16 protein-coding genes and 1 tRNA gene are annotated in these 16,322 nt (G+C 57.3%); 11 read left to right on the top strand and 6 right to left on the bottom strand.

Going from position 1 to position 16,322, the window contains the following annotated elements; translation table 11 throughout:
• Positions 1 to 40: 40 nt before the first annotated feature.
• The 3 genes from AC5DB9_RS01160 to AC5DB9_RS01150 form a co-directional block, all read right to left on the bottom strand.
• Positions 41 to 1,288 carry an ammonium transporter gene (locus AC5DB9_RS01160; RefSeq protein ID WP_022959167.1) on the bottom strand — a complete coding sequence of 416 codons (1,248 nt, stop codon included), beginning with the start codon at positions 1,286 to 1,288 and terminating at the stop codon, positions 41 to 43.
• A 75-nt stretch (positions 1,289 to 1,363) separates the two neighbouring features.
• Entirely contained in the window at positions 1,364 to 1,702 is a 339-nt protein-coding gene (gene glnK, locus AC5DB9_RS01155; RefSeq protein ID WP_022959166.1) for a P-II family nitrogen regulator, read from the bottom strand.
• Positions 1,703 to 1,759: 57 nt separating this feature from the next.
• Positions 1,760 to 2,473: a TorF family putative porin gene (locus tag AC5DB9_RS01150; protein ID WP_022959165.1), complete on the bottom strand. Its 714-nt coding sequence runs from the start codon at positions 2,471 to 2,473 to the stop codon at positions 1,760 to 1,762.
• 70 nt (positions 2,474 to 2,543) lie between these two features.
• Between AC5DB9_RS01150 and AC5DB9_RS01145 the strand changes: the two genes are divergently transcribed.
• Positions 2,544 to 3,164, top strand: a complete 621-nt coding sequence (locus AC5DB9_RS01145; RefSeq protein WP_272991420.1) for an accessory factor UbiK family protein — start codon at positions 2,544 to 2,546, stop codon at positions 3,162 to 3,164.
• Between the two features lie 51 nt (positions 3,165 to 3,215).
• On the top strand, positions 3,216 to 4,700 hold the full coding sequence (locus AC5DB9_RS01140) for a YifB family Mg chelatase-like AAA ATPase (RefSeq protein ID WP_272991421.1): 1,485 nt from the start codon (positions 3,216 to 3,218) through the stop codon (positions 4,698 to 4,700).
• Here AC5DB9_RS01140 and AC5DB9_RS01135 read toward each other — a convergent pair.
• A complete protein-coding gene (locus tag AC5DB9_RS01135) occupies positions 4,697 to 5,701 on the bottom strand; it encodes an AraC family transcriptional regulator (protein ID WP_272991422.1) in 1,005 nt (334 codons plus the stop codon). The genes AC5DB9_RS01140 and AC5DB9_RS01135 overlap by 4 nt on opposite strands.
• Positions 5,702 to 5,808: 107 nt before the next feature.
• On the opposite strand from AC5DB9_RS01135, the gene AC5DB9_RS01130 reads away from it, so the two are divergent.
• From AC5DB9_RS01130 to rep, 7 genes are all read left to right on the top strand, one after another.
• On the top strand, positions 5,809 to 6,327 hold the full coding sequence (locus AC5DB9_RS01130) for a 2,4'-dihydroxyacetophenone dioxygenase family protein (protein WP_272991423.1): 519 nt from the start codon (positions 5,809 to 5,811) through the stop codon (positions 6,325 to 6,327).
• Positions 6,324 to 7,310, top strand: coding sequence for an NAD-dependent epimerase/dehydratase family protein (locus tag AC5DB9_RS01125; protein WP_272991424.1), 987 nt, complete (start codon positions 6,324 to 6,326; stop codon positions 7,308 to 7,310). The genes AC5DB9_RS01130 and AC5DB9_RS01125 overlap by 4 nt, the downstream gene beginning before the upstream one ends.
• A gap of 32 nt (positions 7,311 to 7,342) precedes the next feature.
• Complete coding sequence (locus AC5DB9_RS01120) at positions 7,343 to 8,164, top strand: SDR family NAD(P)-dependent oxidoreductase (RefSeq protein WP_272991425.1); 822 nt, start codon at positions 7,343 to 7,345, stop codon at positions 8,162 to 8,164.
• Positions 8,164 to 8,985 carry an alpha/beta fold hydrolase gene (locus tag AC5DB9_RS01115; RefSeq protein ID WP_272991429.1) on the top strand — a complete coding sequence of 274 codons (822 nt, stop codon included), beginning with the start codon at positions 8,164 to 8,166 and terminating at the stop codon, positions 8,983 to 8,985. The genes AC5DB9_RS01120 and AC5DB9_RS01115 overlap by 1 nt, the downstream gene beginning before the upstream one ends.
• A gap of 128 nt (positions 8,986 to 9,113) precedes the next feature.
• Positions 9,114 to 10,883: a thrombospondin type 3 repeat-containing protein gene (locus AC5DB9_RS01110; protein WP_273009156.1), complete on the top strand. Its 1,770-nt coding sequence runs from the start codon at positions 9,114 to 9,116 to the stop codon at positions 10,881 to 10,883.
• Positions 10,884 to 10,953: 70 nt separating this feature from the next.
• Entirely contained in the window at positions 10,954 to 11,625 is a 672-nt protein-coding gene (locus AC5DB9_RS01105) for a hypothetical protein (protein WP_272991380.1), read from the top strand.
• A 139-nt stretch (positions 11,626 to 11,764) separates the two neighbouring features.
• Positions 11,765 to 13,771 carry a DNA helicase Rep gene (rep, locus tag AC5DB9_RS01100; RefSeq protein ID WP_272991378.1) on the top strand — a complete coding sequence of 669 codons (2,007 nt, stop codon included), beginning with the start codon at positions 11,765 to 11,767 and terminating at the stop codon, positions 13,769 to 13,771.
• Positions 13,772 to 13,794: 23 nt separating this feature from the next.
• Here rep and AC5DB9_RS01095 read toward each other — a convergent pair whose 3' ends face one another.
• Both AC5DB9_RS01095 and AC5DB9_RS01090 read right to left on the bottom strand, forming a co-directional pair.
• On the bottom strand, positions 13,795 to 14,709 hold the full coding sequence (locus AC5DB9_RS01095; RefSeq protein WP_272991376.1) for a S1 family peptidase: 915 nt from the start codon (positions 14,707 to 14,709) through the stop codon (positions 13,795 to 13,797).
• 155 nt (positions 14,710 to 14,864) lie between these two features.
• Positions 14,865 to 15,296, bottom strand: coding sequence for a c-type cytochrome (locus AC5DB9_RS01090; protein WP_335986309.1), 432 nt, complete (start codon positions 15,294 to 15,296; stop codon positions 14,865 to 14,867).
• 214 nt (positions 15,297 to 15,510) lie between these two features.
• Here AC5DB9_RS01090 and AC5DB9_RS01085 point away from each other — a divergent pair.
• Positions 15,511 to 15,587: transfer RNA gene (locus AC5DB9_RS01085), tRNA-Arg, on the top strand.
• A 310-nt stretch (positions 15,588 to 15,897) separates the two neighbouring features.
• Positions 15,898 to 16,322 (top strand): hypothetical protein (locus AC5DB9_RS01080; RefSeq protein WP_491732022.1); only part of this gene is annotated, 425 nt, incomplete at its 3' end.

Raw genomic sequence — 16,322 nt, 5'->3', positions numbered from 1 at the left:
AAAGGGCGCTCATTGAGCGCCCTCTGCAAGACCTGAGTGGTTACGCGTTTTTGGTAAACTCGGGGTACGCTTCCATGCCACACTCGGACAGGTCGACACCCTCGTATTCTTCCTCTTCGGTCACACGCAGACCCATGATCGCTTTGATGATCAGCCACACGACTGAGCTTGCGATGAAGGTCCAGGCGAAGATGACAACCGCGCCATAGATCTGGGCACCGAAGCTGGCGTCGCTGTTAGTCAGCGGCACAGCCATCACACCCCAGAGACCTACCACACCGTGCACAGAGATCGCACCGACGGGGTCGTCGATTTTTACTTTGTCCAGCGCCAGGATGGAGAACACAACCAGTACACCACCAACAGCACCGATCAGAGTCGCGACAAGCGGTCCGGGAGACAGCGGATCAGCGGTGATGGCAACCAGGCCAGCCAGTGCGCCGTTCAGAGCCATGGTCAAGTCAGCTTTACCGAACAGAACCCGGGCAACCAGCAGAGCAGCAATCAGACCACCACTTGCCGCCGCATTGGTGTTCACGAACACCTGCGCAGTTGCGTTAGCTTCGTCGATGTTGGACACCATCAGCTCAGAACCGCCGTTGAAGCCGAACCAACCCATCCACAGGATAAAGGTACCCAGTGTTGCCAGCGGCAGGTTTGCACCGGGAATCGCGTTGGTTTGACCATTCGGGCCGTATTTGCCTTTACGAGCGCCCAGGAAGACCACACCGGCCAGTGCTGCAGCAGCACCACACATGTGAACAATGCCCGAACCTGCGAAGTCAGAGAAGCCCGCTTCAGACAGGAAGCCACCGCCCCAGCTCCAAGAGCCTTGCAGCGGGTAGATGACGCCAGTCATCACAATCGCGAAGGCCAGGAAAGCCCACAGCTTCATACGCTCAGCGACGGCGCCAGAGACGATCGACATCGCAGTCGCCACGAAGACAACCTGGAAGAAGAAGTCAGAAGAACCGGAATAGTAAATCTCGCCGTCAGACGCCAGCACTTCTTCGACAGACGCATCAGAGATGCTGTTACCGAACCAGCTGTCAGGCAGGATACCGCTCTCGGAACCACCGTACATGATGGTGTAGCCGCACAGCAGGTACATGGTACATGCGATGGCGAACAGAGAGATGTTCTTGGTGAGAATTTCAGTCGTGTTTTTAGAGCGGACGAGGCCCGACTCCAGCATGGCGAAACCAGCCGCCATCCACATTACCAACGCGCCACAGACAAGAAAATAGAATGTGTCCAGGGCGTATTTGACTTGTATGATGTCTTCCATCACGTGCCCTCCAAAGGGAAAGAGAAATCTGTATTAATTTGTTGTCGGCAGCGCCATCAGCTCTACCTTAAAAACTTAAATCGCTTCTTCGCCGGTCTCGCCGGTACGGATACGGATCACTTGTTCCAGTGCAGAAACAAAGATCTTGCCGTCACCGATTTTGCCGGTGTTAGCGGATTTGCTGATGGCCTCAATGGTTGAATCCACGGCGCCGTCAGCAACGGCAACTTCAATTTTTACTTTGGGCAGAAAGTCGACAACATATTCCGCGCCACGATACAGCTCGGTGTGCCCTTTCTGGCGACCAAAGCCCTTAACTTCCGTGACAGTGATGCCGTGCACACCGATGTCGGAAAGCGATTCCCGCACATCGTCAAGTTTGAAGGGTTTAATAATCGCTGTGATTAATTTCATGGTTATCTCCTGCTGAAAACCGGTTAAGTGCGGGCGGCAGGCGCCCGCAAGGTGTGTTTACAGGCTTTTTGAGATGGTGAAGATGGCGCGATCTTCGTCGTTGTCGCTACCACTGCCGATGTCTGTGCCAACGTAGGCCAGAGACAGTGTGACACCCGCAACATCGTAGTTCAGGCCGATCAGGTAATCCACGTAGCTGTCATCGCCGTCTACGATGCCATCTTCTTCAGTCGTGGTTTGGCCAACATGGAAATCCATGCTCATGTTCTCTTGCAGCGCCAAACTGTAGTCAACGCTAATTACCGTCGCAGAACCATTACCTCCGTCAATAATGCCCTCGCCGAAGTAATCAGGTGAGTAAACCAGGCCGAAAGTGAAGTCTGCGACTGACACCGACGCAACATACTCTTGGTAGTTAGACGCGGACTCAGCACCGGGATAGGTGAACTGCCATACAGACAGATCCACACTTACTGACTCTGAAGCATTGAAGGCATAGCCAACATAGTAGTCAGTTTCAGTGCTGTTCTGTTCTACAGAGCTTTTGCCGTCAGAGAAGTTAACGTTCGATGCCCAAACGCCTACATAGGCACCGCTTTCAAAGCCATAATCAAAGCCGCCTTGTACGGCCATTTTCTCGTTGGTTTGTGATACACCGCGGAAGGAGTAGTCGGTTGTCCAGGCAACATTACCGCTGATTTCTCCCGCCGAGGCAGCCATCGGAGCAGTGGTTACCACAGCAACACCAAGCATTTTTTTCCAAGCGTTCATGTTCTAGTCTCCAAATATTGTCTTCAGTCTTCTTTAGATATGCGGTTTAGGGGAGCGCCCTGAACTTCACATGCACTACCACTATGCACAGGGTGTGCCAGAAAAAATCACTGCTAAAAAAGGGCATTTTTTGGAGATTTCTTGGCTAAAAAGGCGCTTTGCGCACCAAAAAAACCCATACCAAATGAAAGGAGGCCACAAAACGCACACAAATAGTGCAAAAAATAACCACCTTGCACTTGCCTACGTCTGCAATCTCTACCCCAAGGCAGAAGCACGCCCCATTTTGGCCCCACATAAGAAATTCGTTATTCATCACATCTCCCAGGCCCGCCCTTCGCAGGACAGTTGCGTAGCGTTAACGCCACAGCCGCCTGCTATCGAACCGCTAAATACGCTAAACTTCCGGCATCGCAGTGAGGAATCTCAGATGGCAAAACCCGACTTCATTTCTCAACTGGCCGAACAGGCCAGCCGCCTGATCAGCCAAGGTCCGGACATACAGCAGGATATGGAAGCCAAGCTCCAGGTACTGTTGCAGAGTGGCTTCAGCAAGATGAATGTGGTTTCCCGCGATGAATTCGATGCCCAAGTGGCGGTTCTTCAGCGGACCCGCGCTCGAGTGGAAGCGCTCGAAAAACAACTTGCAGAACTTACCGCACAGATCGATGCCGAACAGACCGGCCAATAATCCGCTAACGATTCCGCAGGATGCAGAATCGTCATACGCAGGGATGCTGCCATGCCACTTGCCACCGTTCTCAGCCGTGCACGACTCGGTATTGATGCACCGCTCATCACGATAGAAGTTCACCTTTCCGCCGGACTGCCCGCTTTTAATATCGTCGGACTCCCCGAGGCGACCGTGCGCGAAGCCAAGGACCGGGTGCGATCTGCACTGATTAATTCCCGCTTTGAGTTTCCCGTCAGTCGCATTACCGTCAACCTCGCCCCAGCCGACTTACCCAAGGAGGGCGGTCGCTTTGACCTGCCGATCGCCATCGGTATTCTGCTCGCCACCGGCCAGCTGAAGCAGGCTCAAACCGACGGGTTCGAGTTCATCGGGGAACTGGGGCTGAGCGGCGAGTTGCGTCAGGTTCACGCTGCCCTGCCCGCCGCCTTAGCCTGTGCCGACGCGGGACACCAACTGGTTCTGCCCACGGCCAACAGCGGTCTCGATGCACTGATCGCCGCGGACACATTAAAAGAAGCGCCAGACTTGTTGGCGGTTGTGGCCTTCCTGAGTGGACAGCTACCTTTGCCCGACGCAGAAACACCCGCCATCGGGACACCGGGAGAGGCACCCTACCCGGACTTGAGTGATGTAAGAGGGCAACTGCTGGCAAGGCGCGCGCTGGAAATTGCCGCAGCAGGGGGACACAGCCTGCTGTTCAGCGGCCCTCCCGGTACGGGAAAAACACTGCTCGCCAACAGGCTTCAAGGCATTCTACCGCCACTCACTGAACATGAGCAGCGGGATATTGCGATCATGCAATCGATCGTCGGCAAGCCGCTTAGCCTGCAGCGCCCGTTTCGCGCACCTCATCACACGGCGTCAGCGGTCGCCTTGGTGGGTGGTGGCAGCAATCCGCGCCCCGGCGAAATCAGCCTGGCGGATCGCGGCATTTTGTTTCTCGACGAACTCCCGGAATACCCGCGAAAAGTATTGGAAGTCCTGCGCGAACCGATGGAATCCGGCGAAGTGATGATCTCCCGAGCCAGTCAGCAGCTGCGTTTCCCGGCTCGATTTCAGCTCATTACGGCAATGAACCCCTGCCCCTGTGGCTACGATGGCGATCCCCAGCAGGCCTGTCGCTGCACACCGGACCAGATTCAGCGTTATCGGGGCCGGATTTCCGGCCCGCTGCTGGACAGGATTGACCTGCGTCTGCGCATTCATCGTATGCCAATCGGCGAGCTACAAGACGCACCGCCGGGAGAATCCAGTGCCACAGTGCGGGCGCGTGTTTGCGCTGCCCGGCGACGACAGGCAGCAAGGCAACACACCGTCAACGCGCAACTCTCCGCTGCGGATGTGGCGCGGCACTGCACACTGGATCAGCCTGGAAAACAATTTATGCGGCAGGCGGAAGAGCGACTTAAACTCAGTGCCCGCGCCCACCATCGCCTGCTGAAAGTCGCACGCAGCATCGCCGATCTGAGCGGCGACGCCAGGATTGACGCTACCCACCTTCAGGAAGCGGTGGCCTACCGGGGAGACCTTTAAGCGCGATCAGCTTGCTGTTGACGCCGCCACGCTCGGGGCGAGACACCCTGCCAGCGCTTGAAAGCACGACTGAATACGGCCAACTCGGCGTAACCAAGATTCAAGGCCAGTGTCGTCAGATCGATATCACTGTGCGCAAGGTGCTCCTTGGCGAGGCGCAGGCGCCGACTCTCCAGCAATGCGCTGAAACTGCTGCCTTGCGCCGCCAATCGCTGCTGTAGCACTCGCGGGTGCAAGTCTACAATTCTCGCCACCATCGCAAGATTGCACTCCCCTGTTGGCAGCAACGCAGTAATCGCCTTCTCCAGCTGTTGTTGTAAGTCGCGCTCCGGTCGCTGACGACTACTCTGCCACTGCTGACTCAATCGCGCCCGAAGATCCGCAGCGACGAGCACCGGTTCGGCTAATAATTCAATGGGGTAGATGAGGCAGTTTCGACGTGTATCGACCACTGGCTCACAACCAAAAAGCTCTCTATATACGCCCGGCTCAGCAGTACCATTCCTTAACTCAAGTGCTGCTGGAGAACTGGGCACGCCCTGCAGTTGCTGAAGACAGCGACATAATAACGCCAGACTGAGCCCCGCCAGCTGGTCACAGTCCTCCTCTGTGGCAAAAGCAAAGTCCATGGAGAGCTCCAGCCAACGCTCGCTCTGATTAACCGCGATCAGCACACCGCGCGCATGAAACTCCAGGTTACGCTGCATTAGCCTAAGCGCATCGCCCAGGTTTGCCTGCAAGCACATCGCCGAGCCCAGCGCACCCACAGCCTCCAAGCCTTGGCGCATTCCCAGACGAATACCGAAGTCCTCTCGCTGACACCGCTGTGCTGACACAGTCATCAACCGCGCCAATGCCAGGTAGGGTATATACAAGTCGCTGTCATACAAGGCAGCGGGGCTCAGCCCAACTTCTGCCATGAGCATATTGGGATTTTCGCCGTTATCACGAACCCACTCGCTGAACCCGAGCAGACCGCCGCTGCGAACAAAATAGCTCACTCCCATCCTCGTGATTTATCAAGCAATAATTCGCAATATATCAAGTATTGCATGCAAAGTGCCGCTACTGTGCAAGCAATAACAACAAACATCACAAGGAAATACGCATGATACCGACCCCTGCCGTTGCACACGACGAACTGCTCACCCTCAATACCCACGATCTGCCGATGTACAAAGATGCCCTTCCCGGCGTTCCCGGCGTCGATGCCCAGCCACTTTTCCTTGACCCCCACCAAGGAGTTTGGGTGTTGCGCGCCGTTTTCCACCCCGGTGTTGTACTCCCACTCCACTATCACACTGGCACCGTTCATCTATTCACACTCTCTGGAAGCTGGCATTACGCGGAATACCCCGATCAGCCACAAACCGCAGGCAGCTACCTCTATGAACCCGGCGGCTCAATTCATCAATTTATGGTGCCCGCTGATGCCACGGAACCCGCCGTGGCGGTGATGGTGGTCTACGGTGCCAATGTCAATTTCGATAATGACGGCAATTACCTCGGGATCATGGATGCCAGCGACATCATGAACATGTTTGATGCACTGGTAGAAGAACGCGGTATGGAGCCGGCACGCTATATTCGTCCCGCAGCGGCCGATTACAGCCATCGCGCCAGATGAGTCTCGGCCACTTACCCAAGCGGGTATTTATTACCGGAGCCAGTGGGTTTATCGGCCAGCATTTGATGCAGCGATACCGCGCACTTGGCTGTGAAGTTCGCGGTATGGATCTGCTTGCCGACCCCTCCCAATCGATTGTCGGCGCCGACCTTTGCCAACCAGAGCAGTGGGCGCCTCACGCCAAAGACTGTGAGCTGTTCATCCACACCGCCGCCGTCGTCTCTCTGGCTGCAGATTGGGAGGAATACCGTCGTATCTCCGTGCAGGGTGTAAGTCATGCTCTCGATGTTGCGCAGCGGGCAGGGTGTCGGCGTTTTGTGCACTTCTCATCAATTCTCGCCATGGGCTGCAACTACCCCGACGGCGCTGACGAGACCTGGCCCGTCGTGATTGGCAAGCACTGCCGCTATGGCGTTGCCAAGGGTGCCAGCGAACACCTCGTACTCGCCGCCCACGCACAGGGCCGCCTCGATTGCTGCATTATCCGACCGGGCGACGTCTACGGCCCCGGCTCCCGCGCCTGGTTGCTGGAACCGCTGAAGATGGCGCGAGCGGGCCGTCTGCTGCTTCCCGATGGCGGCAATGGGGTTTTTACGCCGGTCTATATCGACGATCTGGTCGACGGCACCTTGCTCGCGGCACACAGTGAGATCGCCAGCGGGCAGATCTATATTCTCTGGGGAGAAGAGGCCGTCAGTTGTCGCAGGTTTTTCGGCCACCATTGGCGCTGGGCGGGCCGCAAAGGGAACCCGCCCAGCTTGCCCAGCAGCGTGGCTCTACCTCTGGCAAGGCTGGTTCAAGCGCTGAATCACCTTAGAGGGAAGCACGATGAAACCTGCCCGGACACCATACGGATGTTCAATCGCGGTGGCGGTTTCGATGGCAGCAAGGCACGTGATCAACTGGGCTACCGCCCCAAAATATCCCTCGCCGAGGGAATGCGCCGGTCGGAACAATGGCTGCGCGATAGCGGCCAACTCTAGGCTGAGATATCTACTATTGGGGACAAATCACCATGACCACACACAGTCACTGCGTTGTCTCAGGCGCCGGAAGCGGACTGGGACTTGGACTGGCAATACGTCTGTTACGGCGTGGGCATCGCCTGTCACTGATCGACCTAGGCTTCGACGACAACGCTCGGCAGCAACTTGCTGACGCTGCACGCACGGAGGATCAATGGCAGGCCTATCCGCTGGACATCCGCGATACGCAAGCACTCAAGCAGGCAGTTAGCAACGGGGCGTCGGCCTTCGGTCCCGTTGCGCTGGCAATTAACTGCGCGGGCATCATCCTGAATCGCCGCTTCACGGATATGACGCCCGAGGACTTTGCGCAGGTTGTGGACATCAACCTCAACGGCAGCATGTATTTTGCCAAAGCCGTCTTGCCTCACATGCAGGCTGGCAGCCGGCTAGGGCTCATCGCGTCGATGGCCGGACTGGTCAGCAACTACGCCTATGCGGCCTACGGCGCCTCAAAATTTGGAGTTGTCGGGCTGGCTACTACCCTGCGCTACGAGTACGAGCCGCTGGGCATTGGCATCTCCTGCATCTGCCCGCCCGAGGTCAGAACCCCAATGGTGGTGGCTGAACGCCAAGACGGCGACCCGGTATCACTTCAGCTCAAGGACATTGCGGGCTCAATGGAGGCGCCACAGGCCATCGACAGTATCATCCGGGGACTGGACGCCGGACGCTGGATGATTATCCCCGGTATTCGCAGCCGCCTTACCGCAGGCTTTGCCCGGCACTGCCCCGCACTCTTTCACTTTTTTATGCAGCGCATTATTCGCCATCTGCTGCAACGCCCCCCGACTCAGGAGACGAGGCCGTGATGCCCGAACGCCACTTTTTCACACACCGCCACCTCCGGCTCTCTTACCTTGACTCTGCACCGGACGACCTTGATCGCCCCGCCGTACTGCTGTTGCACGGCTTTCCGGATCAGGCGACGATGTGGATGCCGCAAATTCAGGCCCTGCATCAGGCCGGATTTCGCTGCATCGCCCCCGACACTGTCGGCTGCGGCCAATCCGATATGGCTCCGAAGAAGGCCGACTATCACGTCGACCACATCATCGCCGACCATTTGGCACTGCTGACAGAGCTCGGTATTCGCCGCAGCCATGTCGTCGGGCACGACTGGGGCGCTGTTATCGCATGGGTGTTGGCAGGTACCGCACCAGACCAATGCCAGCAACTCGCAGTGATGTCCGTCGGGCACCCCACTGCCTATGCCAGAGCGGGATGGGGCCAAAAACGCGCAGGCTGGTACACCCTGTTCTTCCAACTCGGCGGCGTTGCAGACCGACTATTGGCCGGGCGGGGGCGGTTCTCGCTGCGCCGCATTTTCGGCTCACACCCCGACATGGACGAGGTGATGACACGCTTCGCTGAGCCAGGGCGCCTTCAGGCAGCGGTGCGCATCTACCGTGCGAATATGGCCGCCATGCTGCTGACCCCATTGCCGAGGGTTAGCGCCAACACGCTAGCCCTATGGAGCACGGCAGACCCCTTTCTGACGGAAGACCAGATGCTCAACTCGCGGCGCTGGGTCGACGGAAGCTGGCAGTACCAGCGCCTTGAAGGCGGGCACTGGATGAGCCTTGAAAAACCCGATCACATTAACTCACTGCTCGTTGCTCACTTGCGATAGGCGCAGCGGCAAGCCGTTTTTTCTGATCCTTTTTTGCGCACGCCGTTATCCACTGCTACTTTTACTAAAACTATAAAAACGGCAGTCATCACGCCCCTAGCGTGACAAGAGTAGAGAGGAGATCATCGATGCACTCGACACGAAGAAGCGCAGGCCGTTCGGCTGCGCTGAGCCTAATGCTGTCTGCAGCGCTTGCCGCCTGCGGCGGTGGAGGGGGTGGCGGCAGCTCATCCCGATCAAGTAGTGACCTGTCAGGGTCTCCGGTCAAAGGACCCATGGCCAATGCCGTGGTCCAGATATTCAGTGTCGACGGTAGCGCGGCACAGGCAAAAGGCGACGTGCTCTCGACCGGCAGCACGAACGCTCAGGCAGCCATTACCGGCATCAATATTCCCGCGTCCCATAGCGGTGCGCTGATTGTTGAAATCACGGCCCATGACGACACGGTTGACCTGGCCAGCAATGCCGCACCGGCCGTCACGGTCTTCCGCACGCTTTTGAGTAATCGCGATGCGGCGGACGCCCCCATTTATCCCTCGCCGCTGACGACACTGGCCTATGACCTGGCCGTTGCGAAAGCCGACAGCAGTAGCGGTGGCTTTTCCGGCAATAACGATGGCAGCATCAGCGAAGCCGAACTGATTGCGGCATTTACCATCGCCTCGGCGAAAGTCTCCAGCAGCTTGGGCTTTGGCCTGGCGGCAGGTACGAACCTCAACACGACACCGCCGCTGGTCACCAGCGCGACGACAACAACCGCGTCGCTGGCCGAGGTTGCCGCCTACCGACAAGCGATCGAAGCCGTCAGCGCCATCTTGGTAAACATGCAAGACGCCGCGCAAAGCAGTAATGCCTCAACCACGGCGACGACCGACTCGCTGCTCACCGCGCTGGCCTCTGACCTGTCAGATGGCGAGGTCGACGGTCTGGCAAACGGCGACCCGATTGCCGAATTTGCCGATGTTGGCGACGTTGCCAGCCAAGTGAATGTCGACCCATCAAGCCTCACCATTCCGGGTACGGACACGCTGGTTAGCGATGTCGAGTCAATACTCGTCAGCGAGCAAGCAGCCACTGGCGTCGACACCAATAGCGACGCCCTGGCAAACGGCAGTGCGAGCGCAGATCCAAGCCCCGCACAAACCACGCCGGACATCGACGAAGATGGCATCGCCGATAACGATGACAATTGCCCCAACACCGCCAATGCCAACCAGGCCGACTTTGACAACGACGGCCAAGGCAATGCCTGCGATAACGACGATGACAACGACGGTGTTAACGACAACGAAGATGCCTTTCCCCGCAACCCAGATGAAACTGTCGACAGCGACGACGACGGTGTGGGCGACAATGGCGACAACTGTCCGAATACGGCCAACGCCGACCAACTGAACAGCGACGACGACAGCCTCGGCAACGCCTGTGATAACGATGACGACGGAGACGGCGTAGACGATGTTAATGATGCCTTCCCACTAGATCCCGGCGAAGACACCGACACTGATGGAAATGGTGTGGGCAATAATGCCGACCCTGATGACGACGGCGACGGTGTCAACGACGGTCAGGACGCCTTTCCGTTAGACCCCAGTGAAAGCGCGGACTCAGATAGTGACGGCATCGGAGACAATAGTGACGCGTTTCCAAATGATCCGTCGGAGACCCTCGACTCCGATAACGACGGTGTCGGGGATAACAGTGATGCCTTCCCGAATGACCCGAATGAATCCAGCGATGCTGACAGCGACGGCGTCGGCGATAACGCAGACAACTGCCCGAATAACGCCAACGCAGACCAGGCCGATGACGACAATGACGGTATCGGTGATGTCTGTGACAGCCCGGACGGCGCTGTTTGGGACAACTTTAACTGGGATGAAGCTAACTGGCAGTAGTGCCAGTTAGCCACGAAGAATTAGAGACACGAATCAACACCGAATACAGATATGTTCTCAGGAGGACATCATGAAAAACGTACTCGCTATCGCAACCGCTCTCACGCTGTCCAGCTCACTACTTATTGCAGGCCCCGTGAATAACGAAAACATCACCACATTTACCGCAGGCTCACCAGCGGTCGCCGCCGACGTTAACAGCACTATCCAGGCACTGGTAAGCGCCATTAACGACAACGCCAGCCGGATTGCCGCACTGGAAGACAGCGCACCCGACAACAGCGTTGCCGGGAACAGCTACCAGCTGCGCAGTATCAACAGCATGGTTGCCGTGGGTGATACGGAGAGTTACAGCAGCGCTGGGCCGAATGACTTTGCCAATATCAGTAACGGTACTCTCAGTGCCACGCTGACCTTCGATAGCACCGGCTCTAACGGAACGCTGACCATCGACGCGGGTAACGACGAATCCTATGAGGTTAATGTACCCACCAACAAGCTTGAAAACTTCACCGACGACGCCAGCGATAACAGCACCTTTACGTTCACTCAGACAGGCAATACCGTTTCCGCGACCTTTGATGAAGGCGGTGATGAATTCTTTACGCTGGAGTTTCTGGTGAGCGCTGACGGCTCGCTGCTGGTAACGGCAACCTCCGACGTGGGATCAACCACCTTCAATGACGGCTCTAACGGCGAAGAAGCCTTTGTAGAGCTGGTGATTGGTGTCCGCAGCCAGTAGGCGCCACCCTTTCCTATCAAGCCCCGCCAGCGCGGGGCTTTTTTATGTCTGAACGCAGCGGCGCGCGACGCGAGCCAGTGTCGATCCGCCAACAGCGCTGCTACAATTGCCGGCCATTTCTCCGGCCTTTGGGCAAAGCGTGAACAAACTCAACGATCGACAACGCGAAGCGGTGCTGTACATCGACGGCCCTCTACTGGTGCTGGCAGGTGCTGGCAGTGGCAAGACCAGCGTGATTACCCGCAAAATGGCGTACCTGATCGAAAAGTGCGGTATCCCGGCGCGCCATATTGCAGCGGTGACCTTTACCAACAAGGCCGCCCGGGAGATGAAAGAGCGCGTCGGCGCACTGGTCAAAGGCAAAGCCGCGCACGGTTTGACGGTCTCGACCTTTCACAACCTCGGCATGAACATTCTTCGCCGGGAATACGCTGCCCTCAGCTACAAATCCGGCTTTTCTATTTTCGATGGACAGGACGCCCAGGCACTGATCCGCGACTTGCTGATTCAGGAACACGGCAGCGACGGCGATCAGGCCGATCGCATCCAGCAGCGGATCTCCCACTGGAAAAACGAATTTGTGCTGCCGGAACAGGCCGTCGCCGAGGCAGAAGGCCCCGCCGACATGCTCTGCGCGCAAGCCTATATCCGCTATCAGAAAGCCCTGAAAGCCTACAATGCACTAGATTTCGACGACCTGATCCTGCTGCCTGCGCTGCTGTTTGAACAGCGGCCGGATATTCTCGACAAATGGCAGCACCGTATCCGTTACATGCTGGTAGACGAATATCAAGACACCAACGGCGCCCAGTACAAGCTGGTCAAGCAACTGGTTGGCAATCGCCAAGGCCTGACCGTGGTCGGTGACGATGACCAGTCCATATACGCCTGGCGTGGTGCCAAACCGGAAAACCTGTCACTGCTAGGCAAGGATTACCCTCACCTGAAAGTGGTCAAGCTGGAGCAGAACTACCGCTCCACCGCGCGCATTCTCAAAGCCGCCAACACCGTGATCGCCAACAACCCTCACGACCTGAACAAAGCGCTGTGGTCCGATCTGGGTTACGGCGAGCACATTCGGATTCTGCGCTGCCGCAACGAAGACGCCGAAACCGAGCGCGTTGCCGTGGAAATCCTCGACCACAAAATTCGCACGGGCGGGCGCTTCGGCAACTACGCCGTGTTGTACCGGGGCAATCACCAATCGCGACTGCTGGAACTCAAACTCCAGGCCCACCAGGTTCCCTACAAACTCAGTGGCGGCACCTCGTTTTTCGGGCGTAACGAGATCAAAGACATCATGGCCTATCTGCGGCTAGTGATTAATCAGGACGACGACAATGCCTTTCTTCGCATTGTGAATGTACCCCGCAGGAAGATTGGCACCTCTACCCTCGAAGCCCTGGGCAACTATGCGACGCAGCGTGAAATCAGCTTGTACTCGGCCTGCGAGGAAATGGGCCTGCAGCAACAGCTACCCGAGGCAGCGGTCAGTCGTCTTCGCGAGTTCACCCAATGGCTGGACGGCCTGCGCCGCCGCTGTTACGGAGATGACGCGATTGCCGCGATCAAGCAACTGGTCAGCGACATCGACTATTTCGACTGGCTGGTACAGAACTCCTCGTCCATCGCCGTCGCCGAACGCCGCTTCGCCAACGTCAACACACTGATCGCCTCTATCGAGCAAAGCCTCAACAATGAGGAGCGGGACGACGGTGTTGAAGAAGCCATCAGCCGCCTGGTGCTGCGCGATTTGATGGAGCGTCAGGCCGACGAAGAGGAAAGTGATGACCAAGTCCAGCTCATGACCCTGCACGCAGCGAAAGGCCTGGAGTTTCCCCACGTGTTCATGATCGGCATGGAAGAAGGGTTGCTGCCGCACCAGAACAGTATCGACGACGACATGGTCGAGGAGGAACGCCGTCTCTGTTATGTGGGGATCACCCGCGCCCAGCAAACACTCACCATGACTTACTGTGCCAAGCGAAAAAGCTTTGGGGAATTTACTACCTGTGAACCCAGCCGCTTTCTCGCCGAGCTGCCACAGGATGATGTGGAGTGGGAGGGCCGGGCCGACGCCGACCCCGCCGTGAATCAGAAGCGCGGCGGAGAAACCCTTGCCAGCCTGCGCGATATGTTGGGCTGACGCCCGCTAAACATCCAAGCAGATTAAAGCCCGCCGCTCGGATCCAGCTCAGCCCAGGTCATCAGCTGCACGTCCTGATGAATAAACCCATTGTCCTTGGCATAGCGCAGTGCGCGCGCAAGGTTCGTCACGCTGTTGCGCACCGGCGTTAAACTCAACGATACCGACAGCGCACTCGTCACCGCCAGCGCTCTCCCCTGGCTGTCCAGAACGGGGCCGCCGCTGTCACCGGAAATAGCAGGCGTATCGGTTAACACATCGTAAGCCCAACCCTCTGGAGCGATACCGATCACGCTGCCATTCATCGCTTCCAGCTCTCGCACGCCAAAGTGGAAAGGCGATTGGCCGTAAACAAAGACCGCTTCGCCCTCCGAAGCCAGCTGGCTAGCCAGTGCCGTTGGTCCACCGAAGGCGATCGTGGCGGGGTGAATATTGGCGAGGTCATCGGGACTGAGCTTAACCAGCGCAAAATCGTTATGCGTGCATGCCGCAGAGCCCGCTGATTCGCCAACTTCCTGCATAGCCTGCCAGCTACTGTAGGCCAGCTCGCCCGGCTGAGCCGCGTTCTGGATTTGAACAGGCGTACCTAGCGGCAAATTCGCCGCCTCGCAGGGGTCCACGCCCTGATTGGTATCCGGACTGAAACAGTGCGCCGCAACACCCAGATACACCGTCGTATCATTCAATTGATACAGGAAATTGCTGGTACAGCTTGCGCCATCGGCAACCACCTCTACCCCGGGTCGAATCTGGCTGCTTAAAGGTTCGCCAAAACTCTCAGCGACCGTTGGCGTTTCGCCGCCCGCTGATTCACCCGGCACCTCGCCATCCACTTGCCCAGAGCCTGCCGAATCGCCACTACTGCCAGACGTCGACGATGAACCACAGGCGCCAAGCAAAACCGTCGACAAAAAGACAAGCCAGACCGTGCTACGCATTACCCACCCCGCTATTTCTTATTCTTCACTTAATGTATCCCAGCATCTGCTCATTTACTACGCAGCACTGCCGGATACGGTGCACGAGCATTTTCTCCAGCGCAAAAAAAAAGCCGCGCAATGCGCGGCTTTCTGAACGACCTCGTCGTCCCTTGTTACTTGCTGTGCTCAATCATGTAATCAACAGCGGCAATTACTTCGTCGTCAGAGCAGCTCATGCACAGCCCTTTAGCGGGCATCATACCAATGTTGCTGAAACCGTTAATCGCATTGGCGTAAACAGCGTCCAAACCTTTCTCGGTGCGCGCGGCCCAGTCTGCAGCATCACCCAGCTTCGGCGCACCGCCTGCACCAACCGCATGACAGCCTTGGCAACTTCCTTTATAAACTTCTTCACCGGACTTAGCTGCACCGCCTGCGGCGGCAACCACTGCACCACAGCTGCTGTCGCCTTCCAGACACACCTGGCCTTCCGGCGCGATGCGCGCTTCCACTTCCGCGCGCTGCTTGTCGGTCAGCGCCCACGCAGACATAGCCGCCAGCAACGCTGCAACCACTACCAGCATTTTAACCATCTGATTCTTCACCGTTTTTCACCCTCTCGGAAATTGCGGCTGCACAGCCTGAAAATTCTGGCGCGCATTATAGCCGGATGCCCTCGATTACTCCACTCCAGGCCTGCCAATCCAGCGCAGGCCGCCTATTCTGTACGCGACGCCAGCCTGAAAAGATCGCACATCGGCAGCCCTCAAGGCAATTGAGCCGACTCGGGGCCTCTGCTATAGTGCGCGCTCTTTTCACCCGCCCGTAGCTCAGCTGGATAGAGCGTTGCCCTCCGGAGGCAAAGGTCAGAGGTTCGAATCCTCTCGGGCGGGCCATTACTAAGAAAGCGAGCGCCAACTGCTTTTTTACGAACTGCCTGACTGCTGAACCCCACCTAGATATACCGAACGCCGCTGACAGCGACTTTCAAACTGCTCGTAACGCATCAGGCGACCGAAACGACCGCTCTCAAGCAACTCATCTTGTTGCCTTCTCCAACAGCCAACTGAAGCCACGAAAAGCTACCCCCCTGAATACGGCCCCCCATCGCAGCCGAAGCCCCGGTACACTTTTCCTTTAAGACCCCATACTGCCTGTAGGCAATTTGCTGCCAGCCAGCGATGACAGACGACAAGGATTGGGAAGATGCCGTTTAAAACCCTCTGGATAACACTGACACTCCTTGTTTCGTCGGTATTGTGGAGCAATACATCACTGGCATTCACCGGCACCGCGGAAACGATCAATAATGGCTTTGTTGAGAGCCCTGAGTGCCCGATTCGCTACGAGCACTGGCTAGTCTCAGAATGGCGCCCCATTCCTTTTCTGAACTTACCCAAGCTCTACGGCAATGATGCGCGATCACATGCCATACTCACGTGGTTCTACGGCGGTGCAGCTGCCGTATATGAGCGCGAATATGCGAGAGAAACACTAAGCAAGTGCCTGGAAAGCGGCTCTTGTGGCTTAGAGAAAAATCGGAAAATCGCAAAAATTCTTAAAAAAGATCGCGGTGACTGGTCCGACCGGGATCTCCGCCGTTTCAACGACTATTTCTCGCAGTCTCCTCC

It is taken from the genome of Spongiibacter sp. (assembly GCF_984394615.1).
The sequence above is the reverse complement of the archived record's forward strand: the minus strand, read 5'-3'. Positions and strand labels throughout refer to the sequence as shown.

Coding starts and splice junctions, on each gene's coding strand:
- AC5DB9_RS01110 (WP_273009156.1), top strand. CDS start 9,114: ATGCACTCGACACGAAGAAGCGCAGGCCGTTCGGCTGCGCTGAGCCTA.
- AC5DB9_RS01130 (WP_272991423.1), top strand. CDS start 5,809: ATGATACCGACCCCTGCCGTTGCACACGACGAACTGCTCACCCTCAAT.
- glnK (WP_022959166.1), bottom strand. CDS start 1,702: ATGAAATTAATCACAGCGATTATTAAACCCTTCAAACTTGACGATGTG.
- AC5DB9_RS01095 (WP_272991376.1), bottom strand. CDS start 14,709: ATGCGTAGCACGGTCTGGCTTGTCTTTTTGTCGACGGTTTTGCTTGGC.
- AC5DB9_RS01125 (WP_272991424.1), top strand. CDS start 6,324: ATGAGTCTCGGCCACTTACCCAAGCGGGTATTTATTACCGGAGCCAGT.
- AC5DB9_RS01105 (WP_272991380.1), top strand. CDS start 10,954: ATGAAAAACGTACTCGCTATCGCAACCGCTCTCACGCTGTCCAGCTCA.
- AC5DB9_RS01145 (WP_272991420.1), top strand. CDS start 2,544: ATGCACTACCACTATGCACAGGGTGTGCCAGAAAAAATCACTGCTAAA.
- AC5DB9_RS01115 (WP_272991429.1), top strand. CDS start 8,164: ATGCCCGAACGCCACTTTTTCACACACCGCCACCTCCGGCTCTCTTAC.
- AC5DB9_RS01140 (WP_272991421.1), top strand. CDS start 3,216: ATGCCACTTGCCACCGTTCTCAGCCGTGCACGACTCGGTATTGATGCA.
- AC5DB9_RS01150 (WP_022959165.1), bottom strand. CDS start 2,473: ATGAACGCTTGGAAAAAAATGCTTGGTGTTGCTGTGGTAACCACTGCT.
- AC5DB9_RS01160 (WP_022959167.1), bottom strand. CDS start 1,288: ATGGAAGACATCATACAAGTCAAATACGCCCTGGACACATTCTATTTT.
- AC5DB9_RS01120 (WP_272991425.1), top strand. CDS start 7,343: ATGACCACACACAGTCACTGCGTTGTCTCAGGCGCCGGAAGCGGACTG.